At 37.4% G+C, this 15,233-nt stretch carries 19 protein-coding genes and 1 riboswitch; of the genes, 14 read left to right on the top strand and 5 right to left on the bottom strand.

Going from position 1 to position 15,233, the window contains the following annotated elements:
* Positions 1–12: 12 nt before the first annotated feature.
* Complete coding sequence (gene gcvT / locus PH210_RS10035) at positions 13–1,116, bottom strand: glycine cleavage system aminomethyltransferase GcvT (protein WP_289985044.1); 1,104 nt, start codon at positions 1,114–1,116, stop codon at positions 13–15.
* Between the two features lie 261 nt (positions 1,117–1,377).
* A riboswitch (glycine riboswitch) is annotated at positions 1,378–1,465 on the bottom strand.
* Positions 1,466–1,631: 166 nt separating this feature from the next.
* Here gcvT and PH210_RS10030 point away from each other — a divergent pair.
* The 12 genes from PH210_RS10030 (at position 1,632) to PH210_RS09975 (ending at position 9,731) form a co-directional block, all read left to right on the top strand.
* The gene (locus tag PH210_RS10030) at positions 1,632–3,320 is read left to right on the top strand and encodes a DEAD/DEAH box helicase (RefSeq protein ID WP_289985043.1); all 1,689 of its coding nucleotides are present in this window, start codon (positions 1,632–1,634) and stop codon (positions 3,318–3,320) included.
* Positions 3,298–4,089 carry a YqhG family protein gene (locus PH210_RS10025; RefSeq protein WP_289985042.1) on the top strand — a complete coding sequence of 264 codons (792 nt, stop codon included), beginning with the start codon at positions 3,298–3,300 and terminating at the stop codon, positions 4,087–4,089. Before PH210_RS10030 ends, PH210_RS10025 begins: the two co-directional genes overlap by 23 nt.
* A gap of 146 nt (positions 4,090–4,235) precedes the next feature.
* Positions 4,236–5,318, top strand: a complete 1,083-nt coding sequence (comGA, locus tag PH210_RS10020) for a competence type IV pilus ATPase ComGA (protein ID WP_289985041.1) — start codon at positions 4,236–4,238, stop codon at positions 5,316–5,318.
* Positions 5,305–6,336 carry a competence type IV pilus assembly protein ComGB gene (comGB, locus tag PH210_RS10015; protein WP_289985040.1) on the top strand — a complete coding sequence of 344 codons (1,032 nt, stop codon included), beginning with the start codon at positions 5,305–5,307 and terminating at the stop codon, positions 6,334–6,336. The genes comGA and comGB overlap by 14 nt, the downstream gene beginning before the upstream one ends.
* Before the next feature lie 32 nt (positions 6,337–6,368).
* Positions 6,369–6,671, top strand: a complete 303-nt coding sequence (gene comGC, locus PH210_RS10010; protein WP_289985493.1) for a competence type IV pilus major pilin ComGC — start codon at positions 6,369–6,371, stop codon at positions 6,669–6,671.
* Complete coding sequence (comGD, locus tag PH210_RS10005) at positions 6,668–7,108, top strand: competence type IV pilus minor pilin ComGD (protein ID WP_289985039.1); 441 nt, start codon at positions 6,668–6,670, stop codon at positions 7,106–7,108. The genes comGC and comGD overlap by 4 nt, the downstream gene beginning before the upstream one ends.
* Complete coding sequence (comGE, locus tag PH210_RS10000; protein WP_354669975.1) at positions 7,092–7,424, top strand: competence type IV pilus minor pilin ComGE; 333 nt, start codon at positions 7,092–7,094, stop codon at positions 7,422–7,424. Before comGD ends, comGE begins: the two co-directional genes overlap by 17 nt.
* The gene (gene comGF, locus PH210_RS09995; protein ID WP_289985038.1) at positions 7,372–7,848 is read left to right on the top strand and encodes a competence type IV pilus minor pilin ComGF; all 477 of its coding nucleotides are present in this window, start codon (positions 7,372–7,374) and stop codon (positions 7,846–7,848) included. The genes comGE and comGF overlap by 53 nt, the downstream gene beginning before the upstream one ends.
* Complete coding sequence (gene comGG, locus PH210_RS09990) at positions 7,845–8,231, top strand: competence type IV pilus minor pilin ComGG (RefSeq protein ID WP_289985036.1); 387 nt, start codon at positions 7,845–7,847, stop codon at positions 8,229–8,231. Before comGF ends, comGG begins: the two co-directional genes overlap by 4 nt.
* Positions 8,232–8,291: 60 nt before the next feature.
* Positions 8,292–8,477 carry a YqzE family protein gene (locus tag PH210_RS09985; protein ID WP_289985035.1) on the top strand — a complete coding sequence of 62 codons (186 nt, stop codon included), beginning with the start codon at positions 8,292–8,294 and terminating at the stop codon, positions 8,475–8,477.
* 230 nt (positions 8,478–8,707) lie between these two features.
* Positions 8,708–9,406: a helix-turn-helix transcriptional regulator gene (locus PH210_RS09980; RefSeq protein ID WP_289985034.1), complete on the top strand. Its 699-nt coding sequence runs from the start codon at positions 8,708–8,710 to the stop codon at positions 9,404–9,406.
* Between the two features lie 82 nt (positions 9,407–9,488).
* Entirely contained in the window at positions 9,489–9,731 is a 243-nt protein-coding gene (locus tag PH210_RS09975) for a DUF2626 domain-containing protein (RefSeq protein ID WP_289985032.1), read from the top strand.
* 40 nt (positions 9,732–9,771) lie between these two features.
* On the opposite strand, the gene PH210_RS09970 is transcribed toward PH210_RS09975, so the two are convergent.
* Positions 9,772–10,863, bottom strand: a complete 1,092-nt coding sequence (locus tag PH210_RS09970; protein WP_289985031.1) for a class I SAM-dependent methyltransferase — start codon at positions 10,861–10,863, stop codon at positions 9,772–9,774.
* 148 nt (positions 10,864–11,011) lie between these two features.
* Positions 11,012–11,647 (bottom strand): MBL fold metallo-hydrolase, encoded by a 636-nt coding sequence (locus PH210_RS09965; RefSeq protein WP_289985489.1) that lies wholly within the window; start codon positions 11,645–11,647, stop codon positions 11,012–11,014.
* 94 nt (positions 11,648–11,741) lie between these two features.
* On the opposite strand from PH210_RS09965, the gene PH210_RS09960 reads away from it, so the two are divergent.
* Together PH210_RS09960 and PH210_RS09955 are read left to right on the top strand one after the other, a co-directional pair.
* Positions 11,742–12,218 carry a hypothetical protein gene (locus PH210_RS09960; protein ID WP_289985029.1) on the top strand — a complete coding sequence of 159 codons (477 nt, stop codon included), beginning with the start codon at positions 11,742–11,744 and terminating at the stop codon, positions 12,216–12,218.
* Positions 12,219–12,324: 106 nt separating this feature from the next.
* Positions 12,325–12,501: a DUF2759 domain-containing protein gene (locus PH210_RS09955; protein WP_289985027.1), complete on the top strand. Its 177-nt coding sequence runs from the start codon at positions 12,325–12,327 to the stop codon at positions 12,499–12,501.
* A 35-nt stretch (positions 12,502–12,536) separates the two neighbouring features.
* On the opposite strand, the gene PH210_RS09950 is transcribed toward PH210_RS09955, so the two are convergent.
* Positions 12,537–13,679 carry a YqgU-like beta propeller domain-containing protein gene (locus PH210_RS09950; RefSeq protein ID WP_289985019.1) on the bottom strand — a complete coding sequence of 381 codons (1,143 nt, stop codon included), beginning with the start codon at positions 13,677–13,679 and terminating at the stop codon, positions 12,537–12,539.
* A 95-nt stretch (positions 13,680–13,774) separates the two neighbouring features.
* Entirely contained in the window at positions 13,775–14,962 is a 1,188-nt protein-coding gene (locus tag PH210_RS09945; RefSeq protein WP_289985016.1) for a M14 family metallopeptidase, read from the bottom strand.
* Positions 14,963–15,233 lie beyond the last annotated feature (271 nt).

Below are 15,233 nucleotides of genomic sequence, written 5' to 3'. Positions count from 1 at the left end.
AGCTCCCTTCTGTTATTTCTTTTCTCTTTTATAAAAAGGTGTTGGAATTACTGTAGCTTTCAGGCGTTTACCGCGAATTTCCACTTCCACCTCTGATTCAAGACCAGCAAATTCTGTTTTAATTAAGGCAAGACCAATATTTTTCTTTAAGGTTGGTGACTGAGTTCCTGTCGTAACCTCTCCGATTAATTCTTCACCTTTATAGACTGGGTAGCCGTGACGCGGAATTCCACGGTCAATCATTTCGATACCAACCAATTTTCTTGGGAGGCCGTTTTCTTTTTGCTGCTTTAATGCTTCTTTCCCGATGAAATCTGCTTCTTTAGTTAATTTCACCGCAAACCCAATACCGGCTTCCAGCGGAGAAATTTCCGCTGATAACTCTTGGCCGTAGAGTGCTAACACTGCTTCGAAACGAAGAGTATCGCGCGCTCCTAATCCACAAGGGAGAATTCCTTCTTCCTTTCCTGCTTTTAAAATTTCTTTCCAAAGCACTGCGGCTTCAGCCGAATCACAATAAACCTCAAAGCCATCTTCACCGGTATAGCCGGTTCTAGATACAAGCGCCTTTTTTCCATTTATGAGCACTTCCTGCTGAAATTTGAAAAAGCCAACACCACTTAAATCAGTATCCGTAAGCTTTTGCAGTACCTTTTCAGCGAGAGGTCCCTGAACGGCGAGCTGTGCCATTTTTTCAGAAAGGTTTTCAAGGCTGACATCGCCCTCTAAATGTTCTTCAAGCCATTTATAATCCTTTTCAATATTGGATGCATTCACAACCAATAAATAGTGATTATCTTCGATTTTATAGACGAGCAGATCATCAACTGTACCGCCATTTTCGTAACACATTGCTGTGTATTGGGCGCCGCCGTTTTTAATTTTTGAAATATCGTTTGTCATCATTTTTTGTAAATATTTTAAGCTGTCAGCACCTTTTACTTCTACTTCCCCCATATGGGAAACATCGAATAATCCGGCTTTTGTTCTTACGGCTTCATGCTCTTCCTTAATGCTTGAAAACTGGACAGGCAGTTCCCAGCCTCCGAAATCAATCGTTTTACCGCCGTATTCTTTATAAACGTCAAACAGCGGAGTACGTTTCAATTCAGTCATCATAAATCCCCCTTCAATCTTTTACATGTTCATTATTCGTAAAAATTGACTCTTTAACAGAGATTAACCCATTAACAAAATCAGGAAAAATATTATTCTGATTTTGCATTTAAAAAAGTATTTTGACAAAGGAAAACATAAAAAAGGACAGAAACCTCCCTTTAAACGAAAGAAGGTCTCTGTCCTTGCACCTGAAAGTTTAACCTGGAATGGCTTTCCCCTTTGGTGGCTGCCCAATCTATACAGCACTCTCCAGAGCCGCGTCAAACAAGAGTTCTTTTGCCTGAGAGATTCACATGGTCTGCTTGCTCCTTCGGCGCTACAAAGTAGTCTCTCCCCTTGTTATCATTCGCATTTATAATATTTTCCATTTTGGTCATACTAATTATACTTCTAAAATAAATTACCTTATTAAAATATTTAAAACTTTCAAAGCTATTATCATCCTACCATTAAAACAATACATTGAGCAATAACTTTTGTAAGGAACTTTTGCAGGAACAGGAGCTGAAACGATGTCTGTCGAAATTGAATTTGATTCCTCATGGCAGGATGATTTTTTGCATAGAATTGACAACGATGGTCCTTGGGGAAATTGGGAGCTTTTTAAACTGGCTATTGGGGTTGAAAAACACCTTGTCATCCCTGAATTTGAGGGCCTTCAGGCACCAAATCATCTGGCTAATTTAACACCGCTTCCTCACCAGCTTGAAACCGCTAAGCAAGTAATTGAAAACATGAATGGCAAGGCGATTCTTGCCGATGAAGTCGGACTGGGTAAAACGATTGAAGCCGGCTTAATTTTAAAAGAATACATGATTCGCGGACTGGTAAAAAAAGTATTAATCCTTGTTCCCGCTTCATTAGTTACCCAATGGGCCATTGAACTGAATAGCAAGTTTTTTATCCCTGCCATCACCCAAAGGAAAAGCTATGTATGGGAACAGTGCGATGTGGTGGTTTCTTCGATTGACACAGCGAAGCGGAATCCGCACCGGGACATTATTTACCAGCAGGATTATGACCTTATCATTATCGATGAAGCCCATAAATTGAAAAATAATAAAACGAAAAACTATGAATTTGTTCAGAATCTAAAAAAGAAATTTTGTTTATTGTTGACGGCCACTCCCATACAAAATAGGATTGAGGAAATTTTTAACCTTGTTTCGCTTCTTAAGCCAGGTCATTTAGGTAGCGAAACCGCATTCTATGAAAAGTACAAGCGCGATTCTCGGTCCTTAAATGATGACGAGCATTTAAAAGAGCTGGTCAATAAGGTGATGATTCGAAACCGCCGTGCTGATACAGGCATTGAATGGACGAAACGGCATGTTGAAACCATTCCCATCGAATTTACACAACCTGAAAAAGAACTGTATATGTCGATTACAGACCTAAAAAGCGAAGGTGACTGGGTCCAGACCAGTTCTTTCTCGGTCATGACCCTGCAGCGGGAAGCTTGCAGCAGCAGAGAAGCTGTTTTTTACACATTGAAAAATATGCTTCAGAAGAAAGAAAATCCTACGCAGGCTTTTGAAGAACAAATCCAATATTTGATTAAAAAGGTGGAAGCAGTTCAGCAAAATTCTAAGGCAGAAAAGGCGCTCGAGTTAATTCAAAAAGTAAATGACAAAGTCATTATTTTCACGGAATACCGAGCAACCCAGTTATATTTGCAATGGTATTTAAAGCAGCATGGAATTTCTTCTGTTCCATTTCGCGGCGGGTTTAAACGCGGTAAAAAAGACTGGATGCGTGAATTGTTTCAAAAGCACGCCCAGGTGTTAATTGCGACGGAAGCAGGCGGTGAAGGAATTAACCTGCAATTCTGTAATCATATTATTAATTTTGATTTGCCATGGAACCCGATGAGACTGGAGCAGAGGATTGGACGGATTCATCGCCTTGGGCAGGAAAAAGATGTCATGATCTACAATTTTGCGATAAAAAACACGGTCGAAGAGCATATTCTCAAGCTATTGTATGAAAAAATTCATTTGTTTGAAAAGGTTATCGGCGAGCTCGATGATATTCTCACGAAACTGGAATTCGGCAATATTGAGGATCATTTAATTGATATATTTGGACAGTCCGCTTCAGAGGGTGAAATGCGGATCAAAATGGAAAATTTATCATCGATGATTGAATTTGCAGAAAGTATGAAGAAAGGAGATTCACATGCAGCAGCAGGAAATTCATAGTTTTCTTTTGAATTATTTTAAAGCCAATGATTGTCCGATTATCGAAAATAAGCCGGGATATTTAACGGTTCAGTTGACGATTGAACTCGATAAAGCTTTAATGAATCGCCCTTTTTACTGGCATTATTTAGAAAAAACGGGCGGAATTCCGAATCCGATGAAGCTGACGTTTATTACTAATCAAAAAGCGGCACCTGAAAATATGAGAGGGGAGATTATTCATTTCGGCTCCCCTCGGCTCCACCAAATATTTGAATCAACGAAAAATTTAGCCAGTTACATACGGCTTTATGAAAACCATCAAAATGGCACCAGCCAAACTCCATTAATGCCTTGGCTCTGTATGAATGTTAAAATTTCTTATCAATGTGATCGGAAACGAGATATTTTTAAGTCTATTGGCTTACAGCTGATTAATGGACAAATGGTGGTGGATTTCCATGACCGGCTTCAGAAAATACCGCTGACACCTAAAATACCGGATTACTCTTTTACCCTATCACCATTAGTGAAGCCGAAAAGCGGGATGTCAAGAATTGAAAATTACCTTAAATCGATGATTGAGGATGATGACCATTCTTGGGCAGATGAAGCCAGAAAACGCTGGGAGCAGGATTTACGTCTTTTAGACCATTTCTATGAAGATGCCGAAGAAGAAAGCGAAAGCTACGAAACAGAAAAACAGGCATTAAAGGAGCAATACGAACCTAAAATAAACATTTCCTTCATTAATGGCGGGCTTTTCTACTTAACTGAAAAAGCAATCTAATCCTAGGGTGTCAGGCACCATGTGAAAATTTCACATGGTGCCTGACACCCTCTTCAAATATTTTTGTAAAAAAATATTTTTTTTAAATATTAGGAGGAAAAGAGAGAACCATGTCGAAATTTAAGTAAAGACAAAATAAAAAGGTGGTGTTACCCATTGTTAGCTCGATTGAAATTTTAGCGAACAGGATCATCACAGATGCAGCCCGAAACCAGGCGACAGATATACATATTATTCCACGGAAGAAAGACACTCTTGTCCAGATTCGTTTAACCAACAAGCTCATTCCCCGATTATCACTTCCAAAAGAAGAATGCGACAGATTAATCTCACACTTTAAATTTACAGCCAATATGGATATCGGAGAAAGAAGACGCCCGCAAAGCGGAGCCATTTTTTGCGAGGTCGACGGACAATTAATGGGCCTTAGGCTTTCCACTCTTCCATCTAACAACAGAGAAAGTCTTGTGATCCGGCTATTACCCCAGCAGGAACAAATTCCTTTTCATCAGCTCTCACTCTTCCCTTCTATGACTAGAAAACTGCTAGCACTTCTCAAACATGCTCATGGATTAATTATTTTCACAGGTCCAACTGGCAGCGGCAAAACGACCACACTTTACTCCCTTTTGAATGAAACTGCCCACCTATTTCATCGCAATGTCATCACCCTTGAAGACCCAATAGAAAAAAACTACGACTCCGTTCTGCAGGTTCAGGTCAACGAAAAAGCCGGCGTCACTTATGCAGCAGGTTTAAAGGCCATTCTTCGTCATGACCCTGATATTATCATGGTTGGGGAAATCAGGGATGCCGAAACTGCTAAAATTGCCGTAAGAGCAGCTCTAACTGGGCATTTGGTTCTCAGCACGATGCATACAAGGGATGCCAGAGGGGCGGTATACCGCCTCAGAGAATTTGGTGTCAATTGGTTAGAGGTGGAGCAGACATTAATTGCCGTTACAGGGCAAAGATTGGTTGAGCTAACCTGCCCCTATTGTGAGGGAGATTGTTCTCCATTATGTTATTCAGATGGAAGATGGAAAAGAGCCAGCGTGTTTGAACTGTTATCAGGTAGAAATTTAAGCAATACAATGAAAGCGGCAAAGGGTGAGAACATTGAAACACAGTATCGGACAATTAAAGATGTGATTAAAAAGGGTATTGCCCTTGGTTATATACAAGAATCTGAATATGACCGGCTGGTATACGATCATGAAAAAACGTAAATGGTCAGTTAACGAACAAGCCGCCTTTTTAAAGAGAATTGGTGAACTTTTAGCCAGGGGGTATCCAATTGCAGCAGCAATTGAGTCCATATCATTACATTTACCTAAGTCTAGAAAGGAGGAATTATATGATTGTTTAGTAGAGTTAAAAAGAGGTTTGCCTTTTCACGATGCACTGGACAAACTAGGATTTCACAAAGACTTAATTGGTTATGTTTATTTTGCTGAGCAGCATGGAAGCTTCGCGGAAGCCCTGCTCGAGGGAAGCAGCCTTGCACAATTGAAGAATAAGGATTTACAGAAGCTGATAAAACTCCTTCAATATCCTTTTGTTTTAATCCTGATCACTGGGTTCCTCTTTGTGTTTGTAGAAAATACCCTGCTCCCGAGATTTACAACCCTGTTTACATCGCTTGGCCTTGAAGAAAATTTCTTTACAAGTGTCATCTACGCCTTTGATCATTATTTTCCTGTCTATATTGAGACATTACTTGTCCTGTTATTCTTAACAGCAATCTACTACTTCTTCATCTTCCGAAAATACTCTATCCTAAAGCAACGGGAACTTCTTGTTCGGATACCTATTGCTGGCAGAATCCTCAAATTGCTGTTTACCCACTACTTTTCCATTCAATTAAGTTTCCTTTTATCCGGCGGAATTTCAGTTTCAGAAGCTCTTGTACTTTTTGAACAAAATGAAAAACAGCCCTTTTATAGTGAACTGGGTAAAACAATTAAATCAAAGCTTGTTACCGGAGAAAAATTGGAGACGATTATTGCAACTTTTTCGTTTTTTGAAAAAGAATTTCCAATGATTATGAAGCATGGCCAAGAAAATGGAAAATTAGAGCAGGAATTGCTTTTTTTCAGCAAACATTGCGTGTCAATCATGGAGGAATTAATTGAAAAAAGCTTAAAAACCATTCAACCAATTCTTTACTTATTTATTGGACTTCTTATTGTGTCGATGTATTTATCAATTTTATTACCAATGTTTCATCTAATGGATGGAATATAAAAATGGAGGTTATTAAAATGAACTTTAAAAAGATGAAAAACGAAAAGGGATTTACCTTAATTGAAATGATGATTGTTATGCTCGTGATTTCAGTAATATTAATGATTACGATTCCGAATGTCACAAAACATAATTCGAATATCAATAACAAAGGTTGTGATGCTTATGTAAAAATGGTTCAAGCCCAGGTTCAGGCTTACGAAATGGAACATAACGAGGTTCCTACCCTGGCCGAACTGGAAACAGCAGGATATTTAAAAGAAAAACAAGGTTGTCCTAACGGCAAGAATGTTGTCATCGATGCTGCAGGAAATGTTTCTGTTGCCTCATCATGATAAACAACCAAAAAGGATTTACATTAGCTGAGTCCTTGATCGTTCTCTCCATCTTTATGATTCTTTCCCTAGTTACAGCCATTTCTTTAAAACCACAGCATGCTGTATTAGAAGACGCAGCGTTTTTTACCCAATTGAAGGCAGACTTATATTATGCTCAGAACTACGCCATCTCACATCAACATGATGTATCTGTAGTTTTTATCCCAAGTGAGTATAAGTATTATATGTTTTTGCGGACCGAGGTCCCGCCCATAGTTGAGAGAACATATTCAAACAACATTAATCTCACGGTAGGAACTCTCCCTTTATATTTCAAATTCCTGCAGGACGGAAATGTAAATAAATTCGGTTCCTTAGTGATCCACACTCAGAAAAATGATTACCTCTTGACCGTTTTGATTGGAAAGGGACGGTTTTATGTTACGGAAAAATAATGGATTTTTTTTGCTGGAACTATTATTATCGCTTTCAGCCCTTTTAATGATTTGTCTGTTTTTGATCCCTTTATTAATCGATATAAGAGCCCAAGCCAGAACACTGGAAATTGAAAAAAAGGCCCGTCAAATCATGTTTGAGGAGCTGCAAGCACAATTAAATAACAATCCCGTTTTCTTAAATTACTCAGTTAATCACAATAGCATTGAGTACAAAATCAATTGGACTGAAAACAGCCAGTACAAGGAGGTGTGCGTTAGAGTTGAGGACGGTTCAATCCATAAACAAACCGAAATTTGCAGCCTACTTGAATAATAAAGCTTTTACGCTCATCGAAGTGCTCATCGCCCTTTCTATTTTTTCTGTCCTAGCTTTTTTTATGATGCCTATTTTTCAAATTTTGTTTAACAGCAAAGATTCGCAAGCAGAATTACAATCTTTGGAGTGGGAAGTTTTTTGCAATCAGATAAAAAAAGAAATCCGATTGTCCACAAAGGCCCAAGTTATTTCTGGCCGATTAATCCTCACAAAGGACGGAGAAACGATTCAGTATGAGAAATATGGATCCAATCTGCGCAGGAGGGTCGATTCCACCGGACATGAAATTCTTCTGCAAAATGTATCTCAGTATTCCTTTTCCATTCAAAACAATTCTGTAAAAGTAACGGTTAAGGATCTTTCTGGGAAGGATTATTCAGTGATTGCTTATTCCATAGTGAATTGGAATGCAGCCCCATGAAAAATAGGCAAAGTGGATTTACCTATCCTTTAACACTTTGCTTGGTGATCCTTTTTCTTATGTTTCTCTCAATCCATATTGATCAATTACTATCCGAAAGAAAAATGGGTCATGAAACGGCCACAATTCTGCAGGAAGAGTTTTATTTTCTCTCATCAGTGAAAAAAATTGAGAATCTGTTCCAATCAGCCGGAGCAATACCTTTAAAAGGAACGCTCGTTTATCAAAAGGGCAATTTGGGATATCAGGCGGAAACTCCTTTAATGTATGTTCAGAAGGTCAATTTTACGCTTAATCTATACTCTGGAGAAACGGTATATGGGATAGGATATTTTGATACGAGAACAAAAAAGTTAATAAAATGGGTAGAAAAAATGAATTAATTTGTTTGAAATAATAAATCTTGGACATACTTATATGTGTACAAAAAGGCAGGTGTGTCCATGAAAACAAATGATTATGTAAAATATATGACACAAACGATTGTTAAATATGCAGACCAGCCAAAAGAGGAAAGGCAACGTATACGTCAAGAACGTAAAGACGGAAGAGCATCCTTTTGGTATCGTTGGTTTGGAATTCTCCCTTATATCCTATACACCGAAGTTAAGAAAAGAAGGAAAATATAAGAAGCGGTCGTTCATGACCGCTTCTCTTTTTTAATATACATTCCAATAAAAAACATATTGCCCTAATAATTCATAGTTCAATTTCAACCCAAAATTAATATTGTTACAATATAAAGTCCATAATTGTGAACATTTTCTAAACATATAGTGTTTACCTTGTTAACCTCATTCCCTCTTTATTATTGCTGTATTATAATGGAATAAATTATGGGGTCCGAGGTGAACAAGAGATGGAACAAACTTTAAAGATTACAAACGTTTTGTCAGATCCAACGAGGTACTACATTTATCAATACATTACGAAACGCCATCAAGAAGTAACTGTTCAAGAAGTGGCAGATAATTTTAATATTCATCCAAATGTGGCAAGACTACATTTATCAAAGCTTGAAGATGTCAACATGTTGGCATCCGAAACAAAAAAAACGGGTAAAGGCGGCAGACCCAGCAGATTATATCGCTTATCTGATGATGTTATTCAGCTGCATTTTCCATACCGCGACTATATGCTCCTTTCGAAGGTTGCGATTCAAACCATGATTTCCCTTGGGGAGGCTGGCAGAGAAGCCCTTTTCTTAACAGGAAAACGGTTTGGTGCAGAAATTATTGAGCAGGAAATGACAAAAAGTTCACTTGGTGAAGAATTAGAATTCGAGCAAAAGCTAAATATATTAAAGAGTGCAGCAACACTCGCAGGTTTTTATCCGGAATTTGAAGCAAATGGCGAAAAAACCAAAATATACTTCCAAATTTTTAATTGTCCTTTTAAAGAAGTGGCTGAAGAACATACGGAAACAGTTTGCAGTATGCACCATGAATTTTTAAAAGGAATGTTTGGAGCTCTTTTTGAATCGGTAGAGTTGATTGAAAAAGAAAATATGATTTCCGGTTGTGAAACCTGTTCTTATCAAGCACTTGTCACAAACTAATTCGAAACCATTATTTACATTGCACCTCCTTTTCTTTATAATATTGTAATGATGGTATCGTAGGGTAAAAGGAGGGATACATATGGATCGCATGTTCAGAGTTTGTGGTTTCTGGACGGGCATTTTCACCGTTATGTTATATCTTGGTGATTTGGATAAGACAGCTATGCTTTTCTTAGCCCAAACAGGATTCTTTGTTCTGTTAAGTTATCTTAAACTTTCCGAGCGTATGTATTTGTATGTTTTCGGAGCATATTTAACTATTTTCTTCGCTGGCTTTACATATTGGACAACGTTCATGATGCCACTTGGTGGCGGAGAATAAGAAAAAATAAAAACGCCGTTAAAACCGGCGTTTTTATTTTTTATACGGAGAATAGATCACTTTCACTTAATTGAAGAGCTTTTTGTTGAATAATAATATGAAAGTAAGAACTCATTCCCGATGGCATGATCAAACTACGTATAGCCCTATTCCTTTTGCTAACCTCTGAAAAAGGATTTGGGTCAAAATGGTCCTCTAGTTCCTTAAGAATACCCGTTTTAAGTAAAAATTCATCCTGCCTAAGTTTTGTTAAGAATCGTAAACTTACTTCTTCCCCTTTTTGGATCAGATAATCAAAATGGATATGTGTAGTAATATCCATTTCACCGGGATATTCTAGGACATTATTTATCATCCTATGTTGATAATAGCCTCTCAAGCTTCCCTCTGCCCTTCTGGGATTCATCCACTCTTCATTTGTATATCCATAATCAGCCGTTGCCACAAATCCTTTGGAAAGTACATTCGAGATATTCTGCAACATTTTTTCCATTGCTATAGGAATCTCTATCCGTTGATTATCTCGCAAAGCTAGATCGCTTTCTCGTAAAAAGCGGAGAATATCTTCATTTTCTAAAGGTATCTTTTTCTCTACAAGACCTTCACTTTGATAACCGACCATCACCTCGAATAACTGCCCATGACCTTTTTCAATCACATGAACCGGAAGTGCATCAAAGAGTTCATTGGAAAAAATCACCCCTTCAAAGGCTTGCAGCTCCATCAAGTTCTCAATTTGGATCACTGAAGGATAATTTTTTAGTAATTCCTTTTGCAGGTTTCGGTGAAAGGGACTTGTTTCCACAATAATGTATTGTAATGATGTATGGATTGTTTCATGCCATTCCTCCAAGAAAGATTGAGCAAATCTGCCATCCCCTGCCCCAATTTCGCAAAATACAGGTTCAAGGTTCGCTATTTTACATATTCGTGAAAACCATTTGGCGATTAGCCTGCCATATACGTCTGAGATATTACTAGTAGTAATAAAATCGCCAAGACGTCCAATTTTTTGTTTATCTTTCATATAATATCCCAATTGTGGATGATAAAGGGCTGCACCAATAAAGTCAGCATAGGATATTAAACGAGTTGGTGAATTTGACATTAGCTGCTGTAAATATTTATCCATCATTGCTCCTTTGAATTACCACTATTGACATAGTGAAAACTTTAATATATTGTAAAGTTAGTAGCTTAACAATATCCCCTCCCATTATTTTGAATGAATAGAACATCCCCCAGAAAGACCCTTCTCTTTATGAGAAGGGTCTTTCTATTTAGAACCCATTCAAAAACGGATTACCGTCCATTTCATCAACAATCGTTGTTGCAGGACCATGACCTGATAGTACATAGGTTTCCTCTGGCAATGTTAAGAGCTTGTCATGAATACTTTTTAGCAGTTGATCCTGATTTCCGCCTGGAAGATCTGTTCGGCCGATACTGCCTTGAAACAGAGCATCTCCTGAGATGACAAACCCGTCTTTTTCAAAATAATAAGAAACACTTCCAGGTGAATGACCTGGTGTATGTAATACAGTAAACTCAAAATCATCGATTTTCATTACGCCTTCATTTTTAATAAGATGGTCGGCGGGATTAACCCTAATTTCTTCAATTAACCTAAAGAAGGCGGATCCATTTAGCGCTGGGTCCCCGAGCCATTTTTCTTCCTGTTTGTGGATATAGACGGGAATATTATAAAAATCTCTTACTTCACTTACTGCGCCAATATGGTCAAAGTGCGCATGGGTAAGCATGATTGCAGCAGGCTTTAAGCCTCTCTTTGTTAATAAATTAATCAGTTTTTTCCCTTCACCGCCCGGGTCGAAAATTAAACAAGCACGATCCGGATTTTCAACAATATAACAATTGGTTTGTATACTTCCTAAGGGTATTTGCTGCCATTTCATTTTCATTGTTCCTCCAAATTGGAATTGAGATACAATTATTTTACACTATTAATTAAGAAGGCGGAAGAATTGCCTTTAAAAGGGGGATACTAAAATGATAAAAGCTTTTGCAGTCGAAGCTAATTCTGAAATTGCCGATTTCCCGGAATTTCATGATTTGTTATTTGAAGAGACCAACATTAATTGGAATGTTAGAAACTTTTTTATTTACCTTATAGATGAGGAGGCGAACCTCGCTCAAGAATTATTAAAGGCTGCTGAACTTTTTGAACATATTCACCCGTTATTCGTTGTGGCTAATGGTAAAAAGAGCACAACTTTCGAGGATTATGCGCTTGAATTAGACGTAGACCATTGCGGTCTATTTGCGTCTGATATCATTCCCTTCTGTATTACCAAGGGAAATCAAAATGACATTCAGATGGCGATGTATCAATTTGAGGAGCATCTAGTATTTGAAACAAGGGAAAATGGGTCAGCTCTTTTCTTTATTGATAAGAACAATATTGAACTGATTCACAAAATTGCCAGGGCATATGATATTGTTGTCACTTTTGCCCTCGACAAATGAAAGAAAAAAATATAAAATAGGAATCGAATGTATATAATATTGTTACATAATTTTCTTTTAAACTTAGGCTTCATGCCTGCTTATTACTTATAAAGGGGGATTTCTCATGGGTTTGGTTATCATTTTTGCTCTCATTACCGTGCTCGCTGTATTTGGAGGATTAAGGTCACTAAAGTCTAAAAATATGCTAGGTGCATTTTGGGGTGTAGCATCCTTTCTTGTTTTTGGCTGGTTTACCGTTATGACCATTGTTGAACACGGTTTCCCTACTGGAACACATTAAAAAAAAGACTGTCAGCCGACAGTCTTTTTTTTATGTCATTCTTTTATCATCTTATATTTTTTCTTTGCTTTTAAATCGATAATATTTTCAAAACTGTTTCCAAATAATAAGGCATCGCCGGATGGTGAAATAGTGATGGGCTCGTTATCTAAACCTTCCATAATAACTTTTTTGCTCCCCTTTTTAACATCATATAATACTAATTGAAAACCACTCATATAAGAATCAATTTCACCACTACTCAGCGGTTGAAGAGTGATAAATTGTCCCTTATTCTCATCGTAATCATAAAAAGGAACTAACCAATCCGAGAAATTCGTCAATTGCGGGATAGAGAATGAAAATATTTCTTTTTTGCTTTGATTATAGAAGGAATAGGCAGCCTTAGATTGATCTTGCTTACTCACCGTGACGGTCATAATTAAATGGCGAAATGTTGAAAAATGAATGGCTGATGGAAATATTGGTTTCTCCCTTTCATTATCCAGGTTCATCCCGATAAGTGGAGCAAATAAAGCAGGTTTATTTTCATCCCAATTTAAGAAAGCTATTTCATCCTCGTTCATCCATTTAATAAATGGCTGAGGTATGGAAAGCTCTTTTGTTTTTGAATTTTCGATGTCCAGTAATGAAACAGAGAAAGTCCAATCTTCTGCAAATTTGGTAACGAGTATTTGTGACTCGTTATATGGATTCCACTCAAACTCTAACTCATGAGAGGGAAATGATTCATTTAGTTTTTGTGAACCCTTAGCATCGATTATTGTAACTAAGCCCTCATACGAAGATGGAGAGGAATGAATTAATATATAATTTTTTGATGGACTAATTTCAACAGTAACGATTGGATACTTACTTTTATAAATTAAATCACTTTTGCCGGTTAATAAATGATATCGGTAGACATTGGAAGTCTGCTCGACGTTTGTTATATAGAGGACTTCGGTATCTGAGATCCACCCTGCAAATTTGTAAAATTCACCTTCTGGTGGTGAAACAGGCAGCTTCCATTCTGTTCTTTGTTCTGTAGTAGAAGTTTTGCTCTTATTTGGTTTAGCTGAAGTCTTTGATTTCTGCGGTTCTTTATTCACGCAGGCACTTAAAAGGAGGGTCATAACAATCAATAGTATGGACAAAGTATGATTTTGATAGGACACTTTTCTCTTTAACTGAATCATCTTCCCCCTCCTTGTATCCCTCTTTTGCTTTTTTTATAATGATAATTAATTTTAATGAGAATAAACGGACAATACAAGTAATGAGCTTACTAAATTTATAAATAAAGGGCTGCTAAAAATATTGCTTCGGCCCGTTTCAATATTTCTGGAAATTGCGATAGCGGCAGGGGGTTTATTCCTTTTCCTAACTCCAACGTAAACCCTGGCTGTTTAAACTCCTGAATAAACCAGTCCTTATATCCTGCATGGCTATTTACATAGCGAATCGCCTCATAACCGCTTACTTTTTCAAATTCTTTAGCAATTGTCTCTGATTCAGCAGGTTCAAAGCCTTCATAGCCCCAATAAAACTCCTCCCCTTGGGTATGGAACGCTAATACACGATTAAATGGGTTATTTTTTGCCAAGTCAGCCATGGCGATAGCTTCTGGTTCCGTTAACGGCAAATCGCCTGGATAGTCCCTTGGCGCTGGTGATTTGGGCCGCTTATTTTGTTTACAAATATCCCAGTTAGCCGGAAATTGATTATTTAAATCAATGCCCCGGATATTGGCTTTCCAATGAATAAAATCATCTGTACCTTCATTGATGCTGATGACTTCGTCTCTTAAACTAATAGGAGGTCCGTTTAAAACCAAATCCACTCCATCGGGATTAACCATTGGAACGATAGACAATTCTACATTTTGATATAGTTCAAGAGTATTCTTCCCTTCAATTAAGCTTCCATTTGTTAAGGATAGCAGATACTGATTTAACAAAATCATCAGCACCAAAGTTGTAATCCATTCATTTGCATGGAAAGAGGCATTCATATGTACTTTTTTAGCACCCTTTCCAATCCGGATTTCATGAATCGAATTTCCAAGTACACTGTTTCCGATTACAGAAACTTTTATAAATGGGTATACCTTTTGTAAATGATTAATTATCTTAACTAAACTCTTATAATCGCAGCCCGCCTTTGCTGAGGTATTGGGTTTAGTAATCCTTTCAGGCAAGTACATCGTTTTACCCAATGTTAACTTTTTAGAATCCAGGTTTTGATTTAATAAATGAATGGCATCTACGGGTATATTTTTAGAACGGGCAATTTTCCAAAAGGTATCATCTTTTTTAATGGTATATGGTACAGAAATATATCCAGGCATAAGTATTTTTTCTGAGACTTTTAATTGAATTGGGTCGACATCCAGGTTGGAATCGATAATGAGTTCAAGCGGTACCATAAACAAATTACTTAAATATGACATGGTATCTCCGGAGCGTACAATTATCTCCATTATATCTCCCTCCATTTTATATGTAACATATGAAAGAGATTTGAAAAAATGATTTCAAAAGAAAAAACCTGCAATATGATATTATCCCCTTTAAGTAGACAGTGTAAAAAAGCCCGCTATTTGGCGGGAATGATACACTACTACTTGGAGGGGATTTTTAATGGCTAAAAAGGGGACAAAATTTCAATCCTATACAGAGGAATTCAGGCGTTTAGCAGTTGAAAGATATTTAAATGGTGATGGTAGCTATCTGACTCTCTCTAAGGAGTTA

The sequence above is a fragment of the Paenibacillus sp. BSR1-1 genome (assembly GCF_030403775.1).
Lineage (GTDB): Bacteria > Bacillota > Bacilli > Bacillales > Cytobacillaceae > Neobacillus.
This window is presented reverse-complemented; position numbering and strand designations above follow the sequence as displayed.